This is a genomic window from Bartonella tribocorum (assembly GCF_002777915.1).
Taxonomy (GTDB): domain Bacteria; phylum Pseudomonadota; class Alphaproteobacteria; order Rhizobiales; family Rhizobiaceae; genus Bartonella; species Bartonella tribocorum_A.
Genome location: NZ_NJGE01000009.1, coordinates 50899 through 72255, shown reverse-complemented (window position 1 = coordinate 72255; position 21357 = coordinate 50899). Strand labels below are relative to the sequence as shown.

Annotated in this window: 14 protein-coding genes and 1 pseudogene; 6 read left to right on the top strand and 9 right to left on the bottom strand. The window is 39.1% G+C overall.

Going from position 1 to position 21357, the window contains the following annotated elements:
- Window positions 1-27: 27 nt before the first annotated feature.
- The gene (locus tag CER18_RS05060) at window positions 28-1137 is read right to left on the bottom strand and encodes a TIGR04086 family membrane protein (protein WP_100128989.1); all 1110 of its coding nucleotides are present in this window, start codon (window positions 1135-1137) and stop codon (window positions 28-30) included.
- Window positions 1138-1642: 505 nt separating this feature from the next.
- Here CER18_RS05060 and pyrF point away from each other — a divergent pair.
- The 3 genes from pyrF (at window position 1643) to hisS (ending at window position 5614) form a co-directional block, all read left to right on the top strand.
- On the top strand, window positions 1643-2488 hold the full coding sequence (gene pyrF, locus CER18_RS05050; RefSeq protein WP_100128987.1) for an orotidine-5'-phosphate decarboxylase: 846 nt from the start codon (window positions 1643-1645) through the stop codon (window positions 2486-2488).
- A 501-nt stretch (window positions 2489-2989) separates the two neighbouring features.
- The gene (locus tag CER18_RS05045; protein ID WP_100128986.1) at window positions 2990-3349 is read left to right on the top strand and encodes a helix-turn-helix domain-containing protein; all 360 of its coding nucleotides are present in this window, start codon (window positions 2990-2992) and stop codon (window positions 3347-3349) included.
- 777 nt (window positions 3350-4126) lie between these two features.
- Window positions 4127-5614: a histidine--tRNA ligase gene (gene hisS, locus CER18_RS05040; protein WP_100128985.1), complete on the top strand. Its 1488-nt coding sequence runs from the start codon at window positions 4127-4129 to the stop codon at window positions 5612-5614.
- A gap of 979 nt (window positions 5615-6593) precedes the next feature.
- On the opposite strand, the gene CER18_RS05030 is transcribed toward hisS, so the two are convergent.
- The gene (locus CER18_RS05030) at window positions 6594-7118 is read right to left on the bottom strand and encodes a peroxiredoxin (RefSeq protein WP_100128984.1); all 525 of its coding nucleotides are present in this window, start codon (window positions 7116-7118) and stop codon (window positions 6594-6596) included.
- A gap of 219 nt (window positions 7119-7337) precedes the next feature.
- Here CER18_RS05030 and CER18_RS05025 point away from each other — a divergent pair, with 219 nt between their 5' ends.
- Entirely contained in the window at window positions 7338-8966 is a 1629-nt protein-coding gene (locus CER18_RS05025; protein WP_100128983.1) for an alpha-D-glucose phosphate-specific phosphoglucomutase, read from the top strand.
- 809 nt (window positions 8967-9775) lie between these two features.
- On the top strand, window positions 9776-10111 hold the full coding sequence (locus CER18_RS05015; RefSeq protein ID WP_100128981.1) for a zinc ribbon domain-containing protein YjdM: 336 nt from the start codon (window positions 9776-9778) through the stop codon (window positions 10109-10111).
- Window positions 10112-10829: 718 nt separating this feature from the next.
- Here the strand turns inward: CER18_RS05015 and CER18_RS05005 are convergent.
- The 4 genes from CER18_RS05005 to murJ all read right to left on the bottom strand — a co-directional run bounded on the left by CER18_RS05005 (window position 10830) and on the right by murJ (window position 14726).
- A complete protein-coding gene (locus tag CER18_RS05005) occupies window positions 10830-11408 on the bottom strand; it encodes a NifU family protein (RefSeq protein ID WP_100128979.1) in 579 nt (192 codons plus the stop codon).
- Window positions 11409-11468: 60 nt separating this feature from the next.
- On the bottom strand, window positions 11469-11960 hold the full coding sequence (locus tag CER18_RS05000; RefSeq protein ID WP_100128978.1) for a universal stress protein: 492 nt from the start codon (window positions 11958-11960) through the stop codon (window positions 11469-11471).
- A 63-nt stretch (window positions 11961-12023) separates the two neighbouring features.
- The gene (trpS, locus tag CER18_RS04995) at window positions 12024-13094 is read right to left on the bottom strand and encodes a tryptophan--tRNA ligase (protein WP_100128977.1); all 1071 of its coding nucleotides are present in this window, start codon (window positions 13092-13094) and stop codon (window positions 12024-12026) included.
- Between the two features lie 60 nt (window positions 13095-13154).
- Entirely contained in the window at window positions 13155-14726 is a 1572-nt protein-coding gene (gene murJ / locus CER18_RS04990) for a murein biosynthesis integral membrane protein MurJ (protein ID WP_100128976.1), read from the bottom strand.
- A gap of 393 nt (window positions 14727-15119) precedes the next feature.
- Here murJ and CER18_RS10715 point away from each other — a divergent pair, with 393 nt between their 5' ends.
- A complete protein-coding gene (locus CER18_RS10715) occupies window positions 15120-15248 on the top strand; it encodes a hypothetical protein (protein WP_280951572.1) in 129 nt (42 codons plus the stop codon).
- Between the two features lie 305 nt (window positions 15249-15553).
- On the opposite strand, the pseudogene CER18_RS04985 reads toward CER18_RS10715, so the two are convergent.
- The 3 genes and pseudogenes from CER18_RS04985 to CER18_RS04970 form a co-directional block, all read right to left on the bottom strand.
- Window positions 15554-17225, bottom strand: a pseudogene (locus CER18_RS04985) (BID domain-containing T4SS effector).
- 341 nt (window positions 17226-17566) lie between these two features.
- Window positions 17567-19468: a BID domain-containing T4SS effector gene (locus CER18_RS04980; RefSeq protein WP_100128975.1), complete on the bottom strand. Its 1902-nt coding sequence runs from the start codon at window positions 19466-19468 to the stop codon at window positions 17567-17569.
- Window positions 19469-19784: 316 nt separating this feature from the next.
- Window positions 19785-21089, bottom strand: a complete 1305-nt coding sequence (locus tag CER18_RS04970; RefSeq protein ID WP_100128973.1) for a BID domain-containing T4SS effector — start codon at window positions 21087-21089, stop codon at window positions 19785-19787.
- Window positions 21090-21357 lie beyond the last annotated feature (268 nt).

Genomic DNA, 21357 nt, shown 5'->3' with positions numbered 1-21357 from the left:
TTTTAAGCTTGCTTGAAAGCTAAAATTTTAAAACTTGAAAATGTCCTTACGGCTTCTGTAACCATAATAACCAAAAATACTGGAAATTATAGAACCAATCAAACTACCCAAAAAAAACCACCAACCCATCTTTGAGGCTGTGTTTGTGATTGTCGTGGCTGCGTTTTTTGCACCTTTGATCGTATCTTCAAGATTGTCAGAGAGGGTTTCAGCTCGTTCTTCAAGATTTTGAGAAAAGATTTTGGCTTGTTCTTCAAGCGCTTTTATCGCTTTTTGCGTTTTTTCCTCTGCCCTTTGATAGAGTTGAACAGCATGGTTGGCTGCTGTTTGTGCCTCCGAACGGCTCATGCCATCTTTTATGAGAGCATTGATGATATCGCTTTGATCAAATTTTACTGTCAGAGCTTCTATGCGATGAGAAAGGCGCTCACCAAGATTTTTTAGAGTGCTGCGATAGTGTGAAGGGTCATTTTTGAAAGCCGTTATTGCAGAACCAATATCGTTGAGTGCTGCTTGATAGGTTTGTTTCAAGCGTTCAGGGTTGAGAGCCGGAATATCACTTTTGTTGAGAAGGGTGCGCAACTCATTGCCAAGTTGGTCAAAATTAATCCCATTGTTGCGTTTTTCTGCAAAAAACTTTTCAAAGCTTTCGCTATTAATTTTTGAAACTAGGGAGGGGAAGTTATCGATGGTTTGTTGGATCATAGAAGTGCTTTTTCCAACTGCTTTAGCGCTTAAGTTTGCTGTATGAGAAACCACGTGGATGGCTTGGAGTGACATCAGCAGTGTTATGAGCGCCCAAGTTAAGAAACCATGAAGAGCGCCAGAGATTTCAGCAAAACGTCCGGCCACAAAGCCTCCCGAAGCAAGGCTTATCAGCATAACGATGAGGGAGCCAATGCCCATAGAGAGAAAGGAACCTCTGAAAGGAGAGGATGAGGTAAAGTCCATTTGGCTTAAGCCTAAAGCTGCAATGAGGAAAGAGAGGCAGATTGAGATGGCAAGAGCTGTAACCACTCCAGCAAAGATTGCAGACCATGAAATAGGTGTATGAAAGAATGAATATTTTGTTTCTAGAGATTCTTCTTCTAGAAAATTCGTATCGAAAGATGTATCTTCAGGAATGCGGGTTTCCATATTTTATCTCCTTGAATATGCTGGAGATACAATGCCTTTTTGCCCATTATGTTCCAAAGTTTATGGTCCATAATGGATAATTTAGGCACTAAAAATGAATAGGAAAGATCCAAAGATTGAGATCATCATGGGGGCGTATTTTCTTTTAAAGCTTTCGTTTAAAGCGCCTTTATCGAGAGTTTTGCTTGATCGTAGAAAAGGGGCGTGAAAGAGATAAGGGTGCCGCTTCACGAGGTCATTGAACGAAATAAGAAATGATATGAAATGCTTTTTTGTTTGTATTCTATCAGAAAGTTTAAATTTTTGTTTCATGACAACGTCTTGGTTGATAACCACGCGATAAGCATCGTGAATGGGAATAACTTGCATCAGCAAGAGCAGACTTTGTTTATAAGAGCTCTTTCTTTGTGTTTTTAGGATTGTATTCTTTTGACAAATGTTTTTCTTTTTGTTTGTATCAAAAAGTTTAAAGAGAGACGGTGTTAGGATATGATTAGGATATAAAATGTTTTGTTCAGCTTTTTTTAAAAATAGTGAAAAATATGGCCCCCTTTGTGTTGGTTTTGATCCGAGTCATAAAGTTTTGCAATCATGGAATTTGAGCTGCGATTATAAAGGTCTAAAAGATTTTTGCGATATCCTCTTAACAGCGGTTGTGGGGAAGGTGGGGATCATAAAGCCGCAAGCCGCATTTTTTGAGTTATATGGGGTGGAAGGGCTTCAAGTTTTGAAAGAACTCATTGAAAATGCTCAGGAACAAGGCTTGTTGGTTCTGGTTGATACAAAAAGAGGGGATATTGGCTCTACCGCTGAAGCTTATGGTAAAGCTTGGCTTGGTGCCAATAGTCCGTTCAAAGCGGATGCTATAACAGTTAATCCTTTTTTGGGGTTTGATGCGCTCATTCCGTTGATAAAGATTGCAGAAGAAACAAGAACAGCGGTTTTTATGGTTGTTCAATCGTCTAATCCAGAGGGTAAAGATATTCGCAATGCACGCATTGGGGATCAAACGGTTTCTGTTCATTTAGCGCAGCGTATTTTTGCATATAATAGCCAATCTTCAAGTCAATATCGTCATATGGGGCCTATTGGGGCAGTGATTGGTGCAACCTTAGGCAATGAAGCAAAAGAAACAATTGAACACTTAGAAAATAGCTTGTTTCTCGTTCCTGGCATTGGGGCGCAAGGGGGAACCATAACACGATTAACTCAGCAATTTCCTCAAAGGTTATGGCAAAATATTATTCCTTCAATTTCAAGGTCGATTACAGAGGCTGGTCGAAAGAGTGTTGATTTAAAAAATGTCATTCATAATTTTGTCGAGCAATCTAAAAGCACGCTTTTATCTTAAGTTTTGGGCTCGTGCTATAAGAGGGGAGGCTCTTCCTTATAAAAAGGATAGTTCTTATTCAGTTTCAAGAAAAATGCTTTGTATTGGTTAAGGATGCTATCAAGCTGGGGAGGGAGAAAACAAAGAGTGAGATCTTTTGCTGAAGGGGGGGCTTGATAGGATGATTGTGATGCGTGTGTTAAAGAATGTGAGAAGCAGATAACTTCTTATTAAAAATAAATTCTGCCAATTTAAGAAAAGCTATTTTTCTTGCAAAGATCCTGAAACTACTGTACATCTTAAAAGATGTTTTTGGTCGCATACGCAACGACCAATAGGGAACTGAAAACCCTAAATCCGAGCGTGAAAATGAACCACTTTGTGGGTGTCCCGGAATTCCGGGAGATTTTGCTATGTCCAGGTGCGTTTCTGCACTAAAAGCAAAATGCTGACTCGGATTCAGTGTTTTCAGACTCCCGGAATACTCATTGCGAGGGCGCTCGCAACCGGTGGGGGAGGAAAATGCAAAATCAAAATCTTAATATTGATCTTTTTGTTGGCAAAAAGATTCGCTTTAAAAGAAAAATGTTGGGAATGTCTCAAAAAACATTGGGTCAACATTTAGGTATCACCTTTCAACAAATCCAGAAATATGAAAAAGGCTTAAACCGTGTGAGTGCAGGACGTTTAAAGGAAATTTCCGATATTTTGAAGGTTCCAGTTTCCTTTTTTTATACTGATATCATCAAAAAAGAAAACACTCCGTACCATTATGATGAAATTGCAGCGAGCAAAGAGGAGTATTTACTTTTAAAAAGCTTTAGAGTTTTGACATCTGTCAAACAGAAAGCTATTTTAAAGCTGATTTCTGATCAGAATTAGAACGTTGTAATGATGTATGGCGCACCGTTCTCTCTTCTTTCTCTTTATTTTAAAAGATGAAGATTTTTAATCCACACGGACTTTAAAAAATCGTCTGTAAACACTCCGTTGTCTTGTCTTGCTTATACTTGGCTGCCTTCATATGACTATGTGAGCGATATTTCTTCATAAGGATTCATGAAAGTGTTTAGAAATATATTATGGCGATAACGCTTTTGTTTCATTTTGACTTTTTAACGGCTTTAAAGGATAAAGATTTCAAAGTTCCTCTGATCCGTAGACCGTAGATTGTAAATAGTTTGGGATTGTAAACAGTCCGGTTTTCCTTAAATGGGGTGCAATGTAACTTTCTATCATGGCATTTAAAATAATCATGTTTTACGGTAAACAGTATCATTGTTCAGTTCACTCTGTTTTGTTGGTTTTGTGAAAACCCTTCATGCTATGAGATTTTTCTCATTTTAAAATTTTTGATGGTCAATCAAGATCATTTCTCTAAATTGTTTGTGAAATGGATGCGAGGATATAGAGCGATTTTTAACAGGTCAGTAAATTGGTTATAGATCGGTGTTCTTTGTTGCGGGAGGTGTTTTATGGGTGGGGGTATGACCTTATGAAGAGTAAAGTTTTTAGAAGATTGTTTGAAGGCGAATTGCTTTTATAAAATAAAAGCCTCTAACATGTTGTTAAAAGCTTTGAGGGCGATAAAGTCATTGCAGCGTTTGTTGCTATGGGATAATGGTTATCCGTAAACACATATTGTTGCTAGAGAATAACATGTCATTGAAACAAGAAAAAACCAAAGCCCGTTTACCCCGTGGTTTTGTGGATCGTACAAGTGTACAATTGTATGCCACTGAAACTATGATTGCGCAAATTCGTGAAGTTTATGAACTTTATGGTTTTGAAGCGCTTGAAACACCCATTTTTGAATATACGGATGTGTTGGGGAAGTTTTTACCTGATTCAGATCGCCCCAATGCAGGGGTTTTTTCGCTCCAAGATGATGATGAACAATGGATGTCTTTGCGTTATGATTTGACGGCTCCTCTTGCGCGGTATTTCGCTGAAAATTTTGAAACATTACCCAAACCCTATCGTAGTTATCGGTTGGGGTTTGTTTTTCGCAATGAAAAACCTGGACCGGGGCGGTTTCGGCAATTTATGCAATTTGATGCGGATATTGTTGGAACACCAACGGTTGCAGCAGATGCTGAAATTTGCATGATGGCAGCAGATAGTTTGGAAAAATTAGGCATTCAGCCGCATGATTATGCTATTCGTTTGAATAACCGAAAAATTCTGGAAAGTGTTTTGCAGTTGATTGGTTTAGGGGAAAGCGAGCGGAGTGAAAAGCGCTTAACGGTTCTTCGAGCGATGGATAAACTGGATAAGTTTGGTCCTGAAGGCGTTCGTTTGCTTTTAGGAAAGGGACGTTTGGATGAAAGTGGTGATTTTACAAAGGGGGCTGAGCTGAAGGATAAAGAGATTGAATGTATTCTTTCCTTACTCACCATAGAAGCGAAAACAGCGGAAGAAACGCTTGATGCCCTCAGACAAATTGTTGGTCAAAGTGCTCAAGGGCTTGAAGGGGTTCGCGAGCTTGAAGAAATGCAAACAATCTTTGCTGCCAATGGATATCACAATCGCGTTAAAATTGATCCTTCGGTGGTTCGTGGATTGGAGTATTATACCGGACCTGTCTTTGAAGCGGCATTGCTTTTTGATGTTCTCAATGATGATGGGCAAAAAGTTGTCTTTGGCTCTGTTGGGGGGGGGGGGCGTTATGATGGGTTGGTCGCACGTTTTCGGGGAGAAAATATTCCGGCAACAGGTTTTTCAATAGGGGTTTCTCGTTTGATTGTTGCTTTGCAAAACCTTGAAAAATTGCCAGTGAAAAAGAGGCTTGGGCCCGTTGTGGTGCTCATGATGGATAAAGAGCCAGAAGCTGTTGCATGCTATCAAAAGATGGTAATGCAATTGCGAAATGCGGGAATTTGTGCGGAACTTTATGTGGGGGCATCAGGAATTAAAGCGCAGATGAAATATGCAGATCGACGCCAAGCTCCATGTGTCGTTATCCAAGGGACACAAGAACGTGAGAGTGGAAAAATACAGATTAAAGATTTAATTGAAGGGGCGCGTTTGTCTCATGAAATTAAGGATAATCAAACATGGCGAGAAAGTCGTCCTGCTCAAGTGATGGTTGATGAAGAGCAATTGGTGCAAACAGTACAAGATATTTTAGCTACCCAAAAACGATAATGATTTTGTGAAAGCAATTGCTGCAAAAAATAAGAAGAGCTTGAATATTTTCTCTTTAATTTTCAGTAGGTATTTTTTTTTCTGTTTTAATGGGCTTAAAATCTTATTTTTTAAGTTTGTGCGGCATAAAATGAACTCTTTTAAAGGTGAAAAAAGAGTTCTTGTGAGGGTGTGGTGTGAACATGTTCGTGAGGCAAAATACTGGGGACTGAAGTTTTTGTGACCTTCACTTTCTGTTTAGAAAAAGTGATGGTGAAGCATAGAAAATCTAATAGTTTTTAGAAATATGAACCGTTCAGATGTATTTAATTCTTCAATTCTCATGCGCTGGGTATCATATTGTCTGCTGTTTTCTTATCGACAGTCTAAAATTTTACATTTGTATTCTATGAAAGAAATTCCTTTATTAAAAAACTAAAGATATTGGAAAATCATTTAAACTTCCTCCTTCAAACTTCGGATTTAAAAACCTTCTGCAAATTACATTTTCAGGCGCCTCGTCGTGTTAGCGTATGATTTTTTGGTTGTCATTTAGTGGGTTGAATCTTTTTTTGTGATGTTGTGGCAGATAGGGAAAGTGTTCGATGAGGGGGGATGATGTGGATTTATGGTTTGATCAGATAACGTTGGATCATGATATTTTGAAGGATTTTTTTAATTTGTGATCTTTCAAGTGAAGAACCAGAATATCTTAATTTTGAAAGTTTTAAAGAAGGTATCAAGAAATTAGAGAGGGATAGGATTATTGCCAAGGGGATAAAAAAAAGAGTGTTATTTCATGAACCCCGATATTTTTTGTTGTGAGATTATGTGTTTTCAATGAGGACGCGATTTTTTTTGGTTCATATGGGGAGGGGCGGATATCGATGAGGGATGCTCTGATAGGCTGTTCTAGAAACGCAAAAAACATAAATTCCTTCACAAGAAGGAATTTATGCTAGAAAGTTTACATTTGACAAATGTATAATTAGTCTTGAAATTAACTTTTCAAGGCTTTTAAAATATTTTGTGGTGAGGAAACTTCATAAGGATCGGTTGTACAATTGTCTGAAAAACCTGGTTCTTCGAACCATTGTTCAATCACACCATCATTAATAACAGCAGCATAGCGCCATGAGCGCATACCAAAACCAATATTATCTTTTGCAACCAGCATACCCATTTTACGCGTAAATTCACCAGAACCATCAGGAATTAATTTTACATTTTTGATATTTTGTGCTTTTCCCCAAGCATTCATGACAAAAGCATCATTGACGGAAAGGCAATAAATTTCATCAATACCAGCTTGTTTAAATTCATCATAGAGTTTTTCAAAATCAGGCAGCTGAAAGGTTGAGCAGGTGGGGGTAAAAGCGCCAGGAAGAGAAAAAAGAATAACACGTTTTCCTTTAAAGTAAGCATCGCTTTTAACTTCTTGCCACCGATAAGGGTTATCTCCCCCCATTGATTCATCGTGTACACGTGTATGAAATGTGACATTGGGAACTGTTTTTTTCATCATAAGGATGCTCCTGTATTTTTTTACGAAAATTGTGTTTTAAAATAGCCCTTCGTATCTAAAAGCATATGGGAAAGAGCGTTTTAAATAAAAGGGATTCTTAAAAAATTCTTAACTTCTAATAAGTGTGCAAATATTTCACCCTTGCGTCAAGTAGAATTAACGGTCGACTTTGAATCCTCTTCATCTTAAAATTAAAGGAAAGAATATAAAGGTATTATCATGACCATAAAGACAGTTTTGACCACGGCTTTTGAGGGGCAAAAACCGGGAACATCTGGTTTGCGCAAAAAGGTTTCTGTTTTTCAACAACCCCATTATGTGGAAAATTTTATACAGTCTCTTTTTGAGAATATTGGACCTCTTGAAGGAAAAATGTTGATTCTTGGGGGAGATGGACGCACCTTTAATCGGACTCTCCTTCAGATTGTGTTAAAGATGGCAGCAGCACATGGTGTTTCTCGTGTTAAAATGGGCAAGGGTGGTATTCTTTCCACACCTGCTGTTTCGCATCTTATTCGTAAATACCATGCACATGGGGGCCTTATTCTTTCTGCAAGCCATAACCCTGGTGGTCCAGAGGGAGATTGTGGAATAAAATACAATATTTCCAATGGTGGACCAGCACCTAATTCTTTATGTGATGCTATTTTTGCAACGTCGCAACGTCTTTCCTTTTATAAAATTTTTGAAACTCAAGATGTTGATTTAGATCGGCAAGGGATGACCTTTATAGGAGATATGCAGATCGATGTTATTGATCCTGTCGCTGATTATGTTGCTTTGATGCAGGAGATTTTTGATTTTGACTGTATTGCCAAGGCCGTTTCTCGAGGTCTTACTTTGCGGTTTGATGCCATGCATGCGGTAACAGGGCCTTATGCCCATGAAATTTTTGAAAAATGTTTAGGATTTTCTCAAGGGACGGTGGTTAATGGTCTTCCTTTACCAGATTTTGGAGGTGGTCATCCAGATCCCAATTTGGTTTATGCCAAAGCTCTTTATGATTTATTGATGTCAGAGCAAGGACCAGATCTTGGAGCTGCTTCTGATGGTGATGGCGATCGTAATCTCATTATTGGACGTGGGCAATTTGTCTCGCCTTCTGATTCTTTGGCGATTATGGTGGAGCATGCCCATCTTATTAAAGGTTATTGCCAAGGCATTGTAGGGGTTGCTCGCTCTATGCCAACAACGCCTGCTGTGGATTTGGTTGCTGAAAAATACGGATTAAACTTTTTTGAAACGCCAACGGGGTGGAAATTTTTTGGAACGCTTTTGGATGCGGGAAAAGTAACCTTTTGTGGTGAAGAAAGCTTTGGAACTGGCTCTCATCATATCCGCGAAAAAGATGGTTTATGGGCTGTCTTATTTTGGTTAAATCTCTTAGCGGTAACAGGGAAAACAGTTGCACAAATCGTTCAACAGCATTGGCAGAGCTATGGCCGCTTTTATGCACTCCGTCATGATTATGAAGAAGTTGAAGAAGACAAAGCTTTAACATTATTAGAGCAATTGCGGGAACATTTACCACAAGCTGGGACCGAAATTGCTGGATTTTTGGTTAAACAAGCAGATGATTTTATGTATCATGATCCTGTTGATCAAAGCATTAGCACACGGCAAGGTATCCGCATTTCTTTCGAAAATGGCGCACGGTTGGTTGTTCGTTTATCGGGAACAGGAACACTAGGCGCGACCTTACGGCTTTATTTTGAACAATATGAAGGTGATCCGCGCAGACACAATTTAAATCCGCAAGAAGTTCTTCAACCTTTGCAACAGGTGGCTCTAAAACTATTAAACATACAACAAGAATTGGGACGAGACCACCCTGATATTATCACATGAGGTCATTGGAATGTTTCTGGTAAAGATATCATGATTGATTCCATGGGGCATGATTTTAGGAAAGGTATGGTTTTAGGGCTGTGGTTTTATTGACCATAAGGGAAATCCTCTCTTTTCAGGTGCGTTTCGTTCTTTCTATGTTTAGATATCGGTGGGCTTCTTAAAAACTGCTCCATTCTTAAAACCAAATGCGGTAGGTCATCATAATCTGGCATCATCGGAGCAGCGATGTCCCATGATGTCTGATGGTTTGATAGAAATGTTTTTTTTAAGAGAGGCATCAAGAGATATCTTTTAAGTCACACAGAATAGTATCGTTGTTGCACCTTTCACATGCTTGTCTTAAAGAAACCTCTCTCAAGATACGAGAAACTACCTTATGTATGCCGTTGATAAAGGGGATAAGAGGTCATTCATTGAGCACCATCATTTTTAGCTTTATGAAGGAATAAAGTGATATCATCATGCACTTAAGGTCTGCTCTCAATGTTGGCTCTTGTATTTGAGAGCGTTTAGCCTTTTGCGCTTTTTCTTAATCGTTTTATATGGTTCTTCCTCTCTGTAACTTGTAAGCGAAAGGATTTGGTTGATGCAATATAAGGGGATCTTATGATATGCAGGGGCTCGTTGTACAATGCTCAATCATCCTGATAAATGCATCTATTGTATGGACTGACCACGTGGACAAACATAGAAGGGTAGATCGAGGAGAAACATCAAAAAAATGTTTTTCTAAAATAATGGACAATAAGCATTTCTTGCTTTATGACCAGTCATCATGAATGGTTTTTCTTAAAAAAGGGAAATTTATGACCCAATATCCCCCATGTCCTCGTTGTGATTGTCTTTATACTTATGAAGAGGGTGAAAATTTTGTGTGTCCTGAATGTGCGCATGAATGGTCCCAAAAGAACGACGATACTGTTCTTTCCGATATTGTTTATGATGCCAATGGTCAGATTTTGACAAACGGCGATACTGTTATGGTGATAAAAGATCTGAAAGTAAAAGGTGCTTCCTCTGTTTTAAAAGGTGGGACGAAGGTCAAGAATATTCGCTTAGTGGATGGGGATCATAATATTGATTGCAAAATTCCTGGAATTGGCCAAATGAGTTTAAAGTCGGAATTTGTTAAAAAAGTTTAGGCATTTATCCTTTCGCAATTGTTTTTGCTTTTCGTTGGTTTGCTATTTTCATATTTTTTTCTAAATGAATTCTTTTTTATTTTACAGATTATGCCAATCAGATAGATGCGATATATTTGCTCTTATTGGGATATAAAAGTTATGTATAGCAGAGAAATACTGATATCTTTCCTTTTAAATAGGCGTTTATTGGGAAATTGGCTATTGCTTTGTAGGCAATAATAAAAGCATACGCTTTATAAGGGGATAATGTCGTAAAGTGACAAACCACCTTCCCCTAAATTGCAAACGCATTCCTTCTTTTTATCAGATCATTTGCAAAACAACGACAATAGATTTAGCTTTACATGTATTTATTCTTATAGATAATTGTACGCACCTTTTGCGCCATATTTATGGAAATCAGATCAAAGGTGCGAGAGGGGGAGTTCTTAACGCAAAAATAGAAAAAGGTCGGTGTGATACTGATAAGTTAGCACTGTCGCATATTTAGTCCTCAATGTTGCAAACAGTCCTTATAAAAGGATGCATAAGAGCCATTTTAAAAATAGTTTTTTTATTATTTAGGGTGTGGCGTACAAGAGAATAGTTTTGTGTGATTCAATGTAAAATAGAATTGAAATAAGACTATCTTACGATCCTCGGGCTCATGGCTCGATATGGAGGTAAATTATTCTTTAAATCAATGCGTTGTTGTTTCGCCTATTGAGGTCAATATTTATTGTGGCATGGCTTCAACCCCTAAAACTTCAGGGATAAAATGGCGTAAAAGATTTTCAATACCATGTTTGAGCGTTGCTGTTGAAGAGGGACATCCAGCGCAGGCGCCTCGCATATTGAGATAAACAATACCATTTTCAAATCCACGAAAAGTAATATCGCCACCATCATTGGCAACGGCTGGGCGAATACGTGTTTCAAGCAATTCTTTAATGGTTAAGACAATATCAGCGTCTTTTTCGTCATAAAATTCTTCGTTAAGGGCATGGGCTTTTGCTTGTGTTGTCGCACTGGTGGTGATGACAGGCTCGTTGGAGAGAAAATGTTCCATAATTGTGCCTAAAATGACCGGTTTGAGATGTTGCCATTCCCCCTCTTTTTTGCTTACGGTGATGAAGTCATAACCTAAAAAGACCCCATTGACATTGGGAATATTAAACAATTTAGCTGCCAAAGGTGAGTTTTTAGCCGCTTCTTCACGGTCACGAAATTCTAAGACGCCCTCAGAAAGTACCACCCGCCCTGGTAAAAATTTAAGTGTTGCAGGATTTGGGGTGGTTTCAGTTTGAATAAACATAGTCTTTCCTTTTATAATGAAGGATTAAGAAGATCATTACATTTTAGAATATTATATTTTTTAGGCAATAGACCGAATATCTTCATCGGCAAGATTGCTTGGAATGACAATGACAGGGATTGAAAAAGCCGTCCCTTTATTTCCGATTAATTGGATAAGGGGGCCTGGTCCTTCTGTATGTCCACTGGCTGCTAAAACAATCAGTGCAATTCTTTTATCTTCGTCGATTAGTTTAGAAATTTCATCAATCTTTTTTCCTTCACGCACCACTATTTCTGTTTCAAGCGCATGGGAGGTGCGGACATCACTGGCAATGTCTCCTAATATTTTATGAGCACTTTGCGTTGATTCCGTGCGCATAACATTGTTTACACCTAAAAAATGTTGAAATTCTGCACTATCAACGACACAAAGCAAGACCAAAGTTCTATTGGTGTTTTGGGCATGCTGTGCAGCAAACGCGACAGCGCGCCGACATTCTGGTGTTTCATCGATAATGACTAAGTTTTTTTTCTTGGGCTCTTTTTTCGGATTTTTGGGTTTAGAAATCATGCACTTTCTCTATTTTGTACAAACGATTTTTTTTGCTCTCTACAGTTTTTAGGTTTATTGTTTTTATGTATTGTGCAAAAATCCAACAATTTCACGAATTTTTTTCATATTTTCTTCTGCGAGCATACTAGCACGTTTAGCGCCATCATGCAAAACAGAGTCGATATAACTGCTTTCTTTGTGAAGTCGACGTAATTCTTCTGTTATAGGAGCAAGCTTATGGACGGCAAGGTCGGCTAGAGCCGTTTTAAAATGCGAAAATTGATGACCAGAAAACTCTAAAAGAACCTTTTCTTTGTTGATTTTGGCAAAGGCGGCATAAATACCAAGCAGGTTATCCACTTCTGGTCGTTCTTTTAAAGCGGTAAGGTTATCAGGAAAAGGCGCGGAATCCGTTTTGGCTTTGCGTATTTTTTTTGCGATAAGGCCAGCATCATCGGTCAAATTAATGCGTGAGAAATCTGAAGGATCTGATTTTGACATTTTTTTTGTTCCATCACGCAAGGACATAACGCGTGTGGCTGTTGTTCCAATCAGGGCTTCTGGAAGGGGGAAAAAACCTTGTCTTTTTTCTTCATCCGTTTGCATAGAGATGCCAAAATTGAGTTCGGCAATACGCTGTGCATAGTCATTGTTAAATTTTTGTGCAATATCACGTGTGAGTTCAACATGCTGCTTTTGATCTTCGCCTACCGGAACATGCGTTGCACGATAGACTAAAATATCGGCAGCCATCAATGTGGGGTAGGCAAAAAGTCCAAGGGATGCTTTTTCGCGATCTTTTCCTGCTTTATCTTTAAATTGTGTCATACGTTGTAGCCAGCCGATACGGGCAACACAATTAAAAATCCAGGCAAGTTCAGCATGTTGAAAAACACGTGATTGGTTGAAAATAATGTGCTTTTGGGGATCAATACCAGCGGCGAGAAAGGCTGCTGTTACTGTTCTGGTGGATTCGCGTAAAATCAGGGGATCTGGGTTGACTGTGAGCGCATGCATATCCACAACACAATAGAGGCAGTGATGAGAATTTTGTAGTTCGACCCAATGCTGAAGAGCTCCAAGATAATTGCCAAGATGTAAATGACCACTCGGTTGTACGCCAGAAAAGACAAGGGGTGTAAAGGTATCCATAGGAGCGCTCTTTCTTTAATTCAAAGTTATTCGTTTTATTGTTATTGACGAAGTATAATATTATGGACGTTTTTTCAAATTTTTAAGCGTGTGAAAAAAGGAACGGGTGTTGAATAAAAAATAGGCACTAAAATAGATTAAGAATATGCCGAGGATAATTCCGGCTAAGGTGCTGATACGTAAGAAAAATGAGGCTTGTGTGGATAAAGAAAAAGACAAAAATCCAAGCACATTTAATCCGTAACAGAGGGCTAGTGCACTCAAAAGGGAAGCAATCATGAGGCATAATATTCGCTTGATTAGTTGGATATCGTATTTCCAATAACCCCGTTTGATAAGGACCCCCCAAAGCAAGAGTGTATTGACCCATCCAGAAGTAATTTCAGCAATAACAATGCCTCGTGCGGATAGAAGAGGAAATAATGTTAAGGCGAGGCTGATATTGATGAAAACACAAATGCCTGTAAAAATCATCGGTGTTTTGGTATCTTCATGGGCAAAAAAATTAGGAATAAAGACCTTAATGAGAACAAAAGCAGGAAGTCCTAATCCATAAAGTTCCAATAATTGTGCAACATGCTGTGTTGATTGGCTGGTAAACTGTCCACGCTCAAAGAGTAAACTAACAATGGGGGTGGAGAGCAGCAAAAAAGCGATGGATGCTGGGAGTGTTAACAGTAGTGTTAATTCAATAGAGCGATTTTGCAAATGGTGGGTTTCTTCGTGCTTTTTGCTCCGCAGAGCGCGGGTTAATTCTGGCAAAAGAACAGTTGCAACGGCAATAGCAATTACGCCTAGAGGCAATTGATAAAGGCGATCAGCATACATCAAAGAAGAGACAGCTCCCGATTGGCTAGAAGCAATATTGGTATTGATGAGCAAATTAATTTGTGTGATGCCGCCCGTGATGGCTGCTGGAAATGCTAAAGTTAATAGTTTGCGAACATTAGGGGTTAAATGGGGACGGCGGAAGAAAATTTTCATGCCACTTTGACGCAATGCAACGGCAATTAAGGTGAGTTGAAGAAGCCCTGCGGCCAACACACCCCAAGAGAGATTTAAACCGATATGCCAAGCATCAAGTTGATAGATCCAAGCATAGGCCAGCACACCAATCAGGATAATGTTTAAAAAGAGCGGGGCAACGGCGGCAATAAAATAGCGTCGCAGAGCATTAAGCATACCCCCCATCATAGCGGCGAGTGACATGCAGGTTAAATAGGGAAACATGATCGCAGTAAAGTGAATTGTAGCATTGAATTTTGTTATATCTTCTGTAAAACCTGGAGCAATAATGGTTCGTACCAAAAAAGGCATACTGAGTTCCATAGCAATGGTTAGCAGTAAAAGCAGCGAAAAGAGAACACCAAAGACCTCTTCTGCAAATTTGCAGGCAGATTCTTGACCATCTTCAGTAATTTTTTTTGCAAAAAGAGGAATGAAAGCAGCATTAAAGGCGCCTTCAGCAAAAAAACGGCGGAATGTGTTGGGAAAACGAAAAGCAGCATTAAAGGCATCAGAAACAGGACCAGTTCCTAGCGCTGCTGCCATAAGCATTTCACGGACAAAGCCAAAAATACGACTCATGAGCGTTCCGGAAGCAACTGTTGCAATTTTTTTAATCAATGTCATAAAGATATATCAGGTTTGTGGTAAAGAGAAGGTGACAGGAAAATAGGCCGCTTTAAATCGTAAAAATCTGATCTGTATACCCATACAAGAATACATTTTTGAAAGCGTTTTACGACGGTGTTTGCCTTTCTGTCAACAATTGTGCGTGAAGACTTTATAAAATGCTCCTTGTTTTATTGTTGCATTACAATTTTTATTGTTGCCATAAAATAATTAAAATTTCTTTTTCAAACTCCAATATGGGAGTGGTGTCATAACAGTTTGGGGATATATAATGATCATTTCTCTTTAAGATGTGATGTTCATGAAGAGTGCAACCCAATAGTGTTTTATTTTACGTGAGAGGCGTAGATTATTATTCAAATAACGCAAATAAAATAAAAGCGTGAAGCAATGCGCAATTTTCATGATTTAAAAAACAGTGCTTTAGATGCTTATAAAAGTTGTAAGCCTGAGCTAAAAGGTAATGGCGAAGTTCGTGTTTGGTTTCCATCTTTAAGGCTTTATGTTCTTCCAAAATGAGGCGACTTTCCTGTTTCAAAGTTTCCATAAACAAAGAGGATAGAAAGACGTGATCTTTCAACAGTGTTTTGCCTGTTTTCAGCGACTACAGGCAAGAGCGCCATAGGCAATGAGAGTGATTAATCCTTTTACTGCTTCATTCAAGGCTTCTTTTCATAGTTGATGAAGACAAAATCTGAGAAAATAAAGTTGCACCCTTATGGTTTTCGCGTTTCGTTGATGCACGATTGGTGTGCCAATGAAGGTAGGGGGAAGGCAATCTTTTTACCAGAGAGAGCAAAAAAAATTAAAGCTTATCTGAATTTTTACAGAGTCATAGCCTTTGTGTGCTGCGCTTTGTGTGGTTGAATATTTTTTATCATTTCCTGTGTTTTACTTGCTTCTTTATCAAGCCTATTCGAACATGTTTTTTCAGTGTTGTTTTTAAGCAATTGATGCTGGATAGATTGACGCTGGTTTGGAGCTGCGTGCTCATTAAATTTGCGGTCATAAAAATGCATGGAGTTTATGTTTTGTTCTATCTCTTTTGTCTGCTTGACGATTTCCAAAATCTCTTTTGCTTTGACGGCTGATATCCCAAGACTCTTAGCAAGCTTTTCGGGATTATTTTCCTTTATCGCTTCATGCTCGCTTGAGGATAAGCGTTCATTTATTTTTTTGATATAAGTCTTTATTTCTTCTCTTAATTCAGGAGAGTTTGATAAGGTTTCTTGCTGTTGTTCTTTTGGTAATGACAGGAGATTTTGCATCCACGTTTCAGGCATTTCTACCGCCTGTTCACAGCGGCTTTGTTTTGCTTGATGTTCACGGAGCATGTCTCTTTCTGTTTGTGTAAAAATATTGATATAACACTCAATGGCTCTACAGAGGGGTATGATATTTGCTTCAGCATTAGTGCGTGCATTATTTTTTATGCCAAATATATTGTTTCCAGCAAACTTAGCAATTGATTGAGGAGATGTGGCAATTTGATAGGTGAGCCGTTCTCTCTCTGTGTGATTTTCGTGGATCCTCTCAATTTTTTCCTGCAAAATATGCCGATTGCCATAAATGATTTGGCACAAAGTTTCGATTTCTGTTCTTCTTGCTTGAAGTGATGCGTTGTTTTTTATCCTTGTGGTAATTTCGTTGCTTGTAAGGGGGGCTATTTTTTCTGCGGGGATCAGTACTTTTTGCTGATGTTGAGCGTTTTGTGCTGTAAAGGAGGGGGACTCACTCATTTTAAATGTTTGTCTTTGCTTTGGTTTGCGCTCTTCTTTAGTTTCAGGCGATGAGGATACTTTCTCCGATGAAGGAAGAGGGGCGGTGTGCGTTGTTTTTGTACCAATGCCCCAGTATGCCATTGCTTTTTGGGGGCGATATTTTGCTCTTTCTTGATGATCAGAGTGTGTTTCCTTTGTCATTTGGACAGATATTTGATCATTTGTCGCTGTATGGCTGGTCTGTAAAATGGTTTCTTGCAAGTCTTTTTGCGTTTGCCTCATAGAGGAAGCAGATTGAGCCATTGATCGTGCCATTTGTTTTTTTTCTTGTAGATTTTGGGACATAACTTCAACGTTGTTATAGGAAGTATGAGAGGCAGCCCATGGTGCAAAATGTTTTTTTTCTTTTCAAAATTGGCATAAAGGCAATGCTACCATCTGCAAAGGTAAAAGGCTCTTCGCGGGTTTGTCCTGCCCATTCAAATGCGCGGGAAAAGAGGCGTTGATGAAGATATTTTAGATAGGAGGAATTAAACTGTTCTGGTAGAGGCTCTTGGCGCAATTTGATCATTTCTTTTTTTACATCATCAGAACACCGTTCCTTTAATATTCCTTTATCTTTGATGTGGTATTTATTTTTAAGCACTTTGCTATTGGAGTAGAAAAAATTTTGCGATGCTTCGTTGATTTGTTCAGAAGTATTTGCATTCATTGCAGGGGAGTCTTGTAATTCTGTCTGTGTGGAGGAGGTATTATATTCTGTATTTTCTTTCATGCATATTTCCTTTCGAATTTTCAAAATTTGTTTTTTAAAAAAGCTTCTTTTTTACATTTTTTGCCTTATATTATATTCGTAGCGTTTTGTTCTTCTTCGAAGAAGAATGTCTATTTGAATGATTGAAAAAAATTAACCTTATTTGCGTGGAACCAAGTTGATAATGGAACAACGTTAATGGTCGTGATTTTTATGAAATGTTATCGTGAAATTTTATCAATGCATTTTGTCATATGACAGTTTATCCAAATTTTTCTGTATGTTATACGCCAACCTTGATGCAATCTTGGCAAGATAATTGCATCAAAGTTGTGTATGAAAAGTTAAAGGTGATGAGACCATCACGACAAAGCCATTGCTTTTGATGCTGCGGCTCTGCGCGGTCGAATAGGCGGTTGCTCTTCTTGTTTAGACGCTTCTGCAAGCTCTTGAGGGCGATTTGTTTTTGAGCGTTCAGGGACCTTTGGAGATTGCGATAGGCTTTGCTGCTTTTGCAATTTTTTATCCAGATCCGTAAGCGGTTGGTGATGGCGTTGTGGTTGTTCTGTCTGATGGTTTTGCACAATAGCTTCTCTCAATTGTTTTATCGTTTCAGCATAATCCTTAATGGCGGTACACAGGGTGGAAAGATTTTCTTCAGCAGCTTTGCGTGCTCCATTTTTTATGCCAAGGTTTTTTTTACCAGCAAGTGGAGCAAAAGATGTAGAATCCCTTTCAATTTGGAATACAAGCTCTTCTCCCATCTCTGGAATTTTTTGCATTTCTTCCATTCTATATTGTAAAATAAATGGGTTGCCATAAACAATTTGGCACCAATATTGAACCTCTCTTTGACTATATTGAACCGATGGATCTTGTTGAACTCTGCGGGTAATTTCCTGATTTGAAAGAGGCTTGATTTTCTTTTCTGACTTGAGCGGATTGTGTATGTGTTGACTGATTGTTTCTTTCTGTTGTGCTTGTTGGTGTTGTCGTTGTTCCGTATGACGTTCCTGTGAAATATCCTCAATTTTCGTATATTTTGAAGTATACACATAACCGTTAATGGCAGCACGTAGGCTAGGAAGAGTTTCTTCAGCTTGTTTGCGTGCTCCGTTTTTTATGCCAAGAACTTTTCTACCAGCAAACTTAGAAATAGATTGAGGGTGTTCTGTAACATCCCATAAGAGCTGTTCTCCCATATCGGGATCTTCTTTTATTGCTTCTATTTTTTCGTTTAAAATAAGTCGGTCGCCATAAACCTTTCCGCACAAAAATCGTATTTCTTCTTGATATGCTACGAGCAATAGCTCTCTTTCCATTTTATTTATAGATGTTTTTTGTCTGTGAGACGGTTTTGGTTGTTCACTTGCTGCTTGTGGGGAGTCCGGTTTTTGGACGATAGTATCGCTTTCTTTTCTGTTTCTCATACGGTGCGATTTTTGTGAACGAGGTATTGCATAGGTTTCACTGTCTTGTGATGATGAACTGCTTTGCTGCCTGAGTCTTTTATGTTGTGGTGTTTTGGGTTTAACACTTTGGGCGAGAGTTTCTGCATTTTGCATTTTTGTGCTGGTTTGCACTTTATCTCTCATGCGTGGGGGTTTGGGCGGCGCCGCTTTTGTCTGTAGAGAGGGGGATTCTTGAGCTACTTGTCTGTTTTTTTCTCTATCTTTTGCACGCGGTGGTCTTTGTGGTGGTGCTGATTTTGTGTGCGTTGAGGGGCTTTCTTGGGGTCCTGGATTTTGTTTTTTTGTGTTGGTTTGTGCTTTTTCTCTCAGGCGTGGGAACGTTTGTGAAATAGGTATTGCATAGAGGTGTTCGCCTTCTTGAGCTTCGTGTTTGTTTTTTTCTCTATCTTTTGCACGCGGTGGTCTTTGTGGCGCTGTTTTTATGCGCGTGGAGAGGCTTTCTTGGGTTTCAGGTTTTTTGATTTCGCCACCCGTTGGTGTTTTGCCTCTTATGCGTGGGGGAGGGGGCGGAGCCATTTTTGTCTGTAGAGGAGGAGTCTCTTGGATTTTTGTGCTGGGGATTTTGGCATTGGGAGAGATTGCGCTGGTTTGCACCGGGGCTCTCACGCGTGAGGGGGGCGGTGGCGCAACTTTTGGAGGATATGACAAATTCTCTGAGCGTTTTTGTACAGGTGGTTTGGGCACACTCTGAGAAGCTTGGGAATGAGAGGGGCTGGTGGGGGATTGTTCATCCTGTTGTTGAAATTTTGCCATCATTTCGGCTATCAAAGGGGAGGGATTTCTTTTTTTCATGCATATTTCCTTTCAAGCTCTTCTCATATTGTTTTAAAATACTATTTGAGAATATAGGTTGGTTTTTATCCTGTTTTATGCTTTTTCATTTGCTCTTATGAGAGAGGATATGAAACTGAATGATTTCGCAAAATTTGACTTTCTTAGTGCTTGTGCAAATCATGATCACTCTCTCAATACTGTTTTATCAAGTGTTTAGATTTAAGTGGTGTGAGAATGAATTTTGTTTCAATGCCCTCTTTTTCTTCTTGGCGCAATGCACTTTTGTCATGATTGCGCCAAGATGTTGGGTTCAAAGGAAAAAAATTACTTTTGTTTAGCTAGCAAAAGCCATCACTTTGGGGGCAGCAGTTTTGCGAGAATGAAAATCTGTTTCTCTTTTTTGCGGAGAGAGCGTTTCTCCTTCATGTTTTACCGTTGAAGGTTTAAGGCGTTGAGTAGTTTGTGCGACGCCTTGTTGTTGAGGCAAGTTTTGTGCTCTCTCAGATGTTTCATGGCGTTCTCGTTTTGCTTGCTCGGTTTTTAAAATGCTCTCTCTTACTTGTGTTACAGCCATTGCATAATTGTCAGCAGCGTCAATGAGGTGAGAAAGACCTGCTTCAGCATGTCTGCGTACTTGATTTTTAAATCCACAAAAGTCGCGCCCAGCATATTTGTTAAAAGATTGAGGATTTCCAGCAAGTTGCTGTGCGAGTTGTTCTATTGATTCAGGATTTTTGAAAATCGCCTCTACTTGTGATTGTAAAATGTTTTCGTTGCCAAAAACAACAGTGCACCAATATTTGATTTGGGCATGGTGTCTTTTGACTTTTGAATGTTGGTGAATTTTTGTAGAAATTTCTGTCTCCGAAAGGCTTTCTTTTTCACGATGATCCGGTTTTTTTAGGAGCTCAGCGACAGCTTCCTTCCCCATGAAGTGTTCATAGTTTTTGAGTTCTTGCTCTGGAGATTGTAAGAGGCTCTCTCTTGCATATTTTACAGCCTCTGTATAACCATCAAGGGTGACACATAGAGCGGAAAAACTCTCTTCTGCTTGTCTGCGCGCTTGATTTTTTAAGCCAAACACGCTGGTGCCGGAAAGTTTAGCAAGACTTTCAGGATAAGCTGCCATGCGCCATGAGAGTTCTTCTCCTGCAGCGGGATTTCTTTGAATTTCTCGCATTTTTTCTTGCAAAATATTGGAGTTACCATAGGCATTTTGGGATAAACGTCGGATTTCTTCTTGATATGTTTGAACCAATGAATGGTGTGGAAGCAATAGAGTGATTTCTTCCTCTGAGAGGCTTTTTACTGTCCTTTGTGAAGAAGCTTGTGAGGCAACTGTTGTACGTGTTGTTTCGGGGTCTTGCGACCTTTCGGTCTCGCTGCCTCTTGGGAGAGGCGTTGTTGAATGCGTCATCCTAACGGATGTTTGTGCGTTTTCTTCCGTAACAGTTTCTTTTTCTAAAAGAGACTGTCTTCCTTCGTCTTCTTCCGGTATTGTTGACAGCTTTTTGCTTGTTAAAGGCGCTTCTTTAGAGCGCGGACCTTCTCCTGAGACTTCTGCCGCTGCTCTTTCATAGAGTTTTATAAGTTCCTGTATTGAAGAGGATGGAAAAGGGTGAGGGTGATCTTTTTTCATGCATGTTTCCTTTCAAAAATTGTTTTAGAAAACCTCTTTGGTGCATTCTCGCCCTTTATGCTTGGATAGCTTTGAGATAAAGGAAGATATCGAACTGAATAAGCTCCAAAGATCTGCGCTATTTGCAACCGACCTAAAGGACCTTTGTGTCTTTTATACAGTTTTTTTATGAAATTTTATCAATAAGTTATGGTCAATCACAAAGTCCATTTTTAGGACTATTTTTTGTAACATTCTAAAACAATTTTTGGCGCAATCGCGATAAAAC